Here is a 2,679-nt window from a genome sequence, read left to right as displayed (position 1 = left end):
GCGGGACGCCGGGGGGTGGTTCCGGACCCCCGGTCCCGGGCTCAGCCGCTGCGGCTGCTGTCCAGGAAGTACAGACCGGTGGTCGCCGCGCCGGAGAATCCGGCGATCTTGGCGGGGTCGTAGGCCGTGACGACCTTCGTGTGCAGGATCGGGTAGAGCGGGACCTCGTCGGCCACCATGTCGAGGGCCTGCTTCCACAGGGCCTTCCGGGCCGCCTCGTCGGAGGTCTGCGCCGCCTTGTCTAGCAGCGTGGCCATGGCCTTGCGGTCGGCGTCGTTCCAGCGGTAACGCTTGCCCGGCCAGGTCTCGCCGTAGTAGAACCAGCGCATCAGCAGGTCGGTGTCGACGCCGAAGACGCTCGGGTCGCCGGTGGCCATCAGCACGCGAAAGGTGTCCTTCGGGACGACGTCGCCGTAGATGGCAGCGGACGGCACCGTGTTGAGGCTGGCGTTGACGCCGATCTTCTTCCACTGCTCCACGACCAGCGGGGCGACGTCCTTCACCACGGAGTTGTCGGTGGTGTCGAGCTGGATCGACAGGTTCTTGACCCCGGCCTCGGCGAGCAGCGCCTTGGCCTTGTCGAGGTTGTGGTCGTAGACCGTGGCGGCCTTCTGGTAGCCCTTGTTGCCCTCGTCGAGGTAGCTCGTCGCCGGGCTGCCGTACCCGTTGAGCGCCGTCTTGATGACGGCGTCCTTGTCGATCGCGTAGTGCAGGGCCTGGCGCACCCGCTTGTCGTCGAACGGCGCCGCCTGCGTGTTGAACATGAGGAAGACCTGGTTGAAGGCCTGCTTCACGTCGACGGTGTACTTGCCCTTGAGCGAGTCGACGTTGAGGTACGGCACCGACTCGATCGCCTGCACCCGGCCGCCCTGCAGGTCGGACACCCGGGCCGCCGCCTCCGACGTGGTGTTCCACGTCATCGTGTCGACCTTGCTCGGGCGGGGGCCGTTGTAGTTGGCGTTCCGGCTCAGCTTGATGCCGGACTCCTTCGACGCGCTGTCCAGCTTCATGGGGCCGGAGCCGATCGGCGCCGTGTCGAAGGCCTTCGCGGCGGCCGCGTCGGCGGTCTTCGCCTTGGGCACGATCTTGATGACGGAGACGCGCTCGGCGAAGAGGGCGAACGGGTACTTCAGCTTGAACTCGGCCGTCGACGCGTCCTTGGCGGTGACCGTCTCGATGAACGGGATGAACCCCTGCATCAGCGGCGGCGCCGTCGGGTCGGCCGGCTTGAGCACCCGGTTGAAGGACCAGGCGACGTCCTCGCCGGTGACCGGGGTGCCGTCGGAGAACTTGGCGTCGTCCCGCAGGGACACGGTGTACGTGCGGCCGTCGGCGCTGGGCGTCGGGAAGGCCTTGGCCAGCGCGAGGTAGGGCTCGCGGGTGATCGGGTCCAGGTCGACGAGGCCCTCGAAGATGTGCTGGTTGGCCGCCGTCGCCACCGCCGACGAGGCGTTGCCGGGGTCGAACCCGCTGGAGAGGGTGAAGGCCATCGTCGCCTCGATCGACTTTCCGCCCTTACCGTCGGAGACGGCGTTGGTCGACGCGGGGCCGCCGCTGCACGCCGCCAGCCCGAGCGCCAGGGCCGCCGCGGTGGCCGCCGTGGCCAGCGAGCGGACCCGGGCCGGCGCGCCGAACCGCCTCCTCGACGGCTTGTGGGTGGTGCTCACGTGTTTGCCTCCATAGGCTCTTCATGCGCTCCGCGTGACCGCTCAGCGCTGCGGGGGATTCGAGTGTATGGGGTCTGACGTCTGACGTCTGATGCCGATACGCTGAGCGTGACAGATCCGTGAACGAAGGGCAAGGGGCAGATGACGACGATCGACGCGAGTCCGCTACGCGGGCAGGAGCGCCCGGGTCCCCGCCGGCAGGAGGTCGTTACCGGGATCAAGGAATACATCCTGCGCAATCACCTCAAGCCCGGCGACCTGCTGCCCACCGAGACGGAGCTGTGCGAGGCGGTCGGGGCCAGCCGGTCCAGCGTCCGGGAGGCGGTCAAGATCCTCTCGGCCCTCGACATCGTCGAGGTACGGCACGGGCACGGCACCTTCGTCGGTCGCATGTCCCTCAACGCCCTCGTGGAGAGCCTGGCCTTCCGTGGCCTGCTCAGCGGCGAGGAGGACCATCACGTGCTCGGGCAGGTAGTCGACGTCCGGCAGACGCTCGAACAGGGTCTGGCGGCCGAGATCATCGCCGTCCTCGACGAGGGCCACCGCGCGGAGCTCTCCGCGCTCGTCGACCAGATGGTCGACCTGGCCGCCCAGGACAAGGACTTCCTCGAGGTCGACCGGGCCTTCCACGTCAAGCTGATGGAGCCCCTGGGCAACGACCTGATCCTCCAGCTCACCGAGGCGTTCTGGCAGGTGCAGGCCATTGTGGCCCCCACCCTGCGCACGGAGCCCGAGCACCGGGTCATCACCGCCCAGCGGCATCGCGCCATCGTGGACGCCGTCACGGCCGGGGACCCGGCGGTGCTGCGGGCCGCCGTCGCCGAGCACTACGCGCCCATCCGCGAGAGCATCGCCCGCGCCGTCCAGGGGTGAGCCGGCACCCGTCCATGGGTGAGCCGGCACCCGTCCATGGGTGAGCCGGCACCCGTCCACGGGTGAGCCGACACGGGGCGGGGCGACGGGTCACCGGCCTGCCGTCGCCCGGCCCCCGGCGGCGACGCCGGAACGCCCC

2 protein-coding genes are annotated in these 2,679 nt (G+C 69.7%); one reads left to right on the top strand and one right to left on the bottom strand.

The genetic code is table 11. The features are described from left to right. Nucleotides 1-41: 41 nt before the first annotated feature. Nucleotides 42-1,667: an ABC transporter substrate-binding protein gene (locus tag ACWENR_RS30390; protein WP_452280377.1), complete on the bottom strand. Its 1,626-nt coding sequence runs from the start codon at nucleotides 1,665-1,667 to the stop codon at nucleotides 42-44. A 141-nt stretch (nucleotides 1,668-1,808) separates the two neighbouring features. Here ACWENR_RS30390 and ACWENR_RS30385 point away from each other — a divergent pair, with 141 nt between their 5' ends. Next, nucleotides 1,809-2,540, top strand: coding sequence for a FadR/GntR family transcriptional regulator (locus ACWENR_RS30385; protein ID WP_452280376.1), 732 nt, complete (start codon nucleotides 1,809-1,811; stop codon nucleotides 2,538-2,540). Nucleotides 2,541-2,679 lie beyond the last annotated feature (139 nt).

The sequence above is a fragment of the Micromonospora sp. NPDC004336 genome (assembly GCF_053602615.1).
The sequence above is the reverse complement of the archived record's forward strand: the minus strand, read 5'-3'. Positions and strand labels throughout refer to the sequence as shown.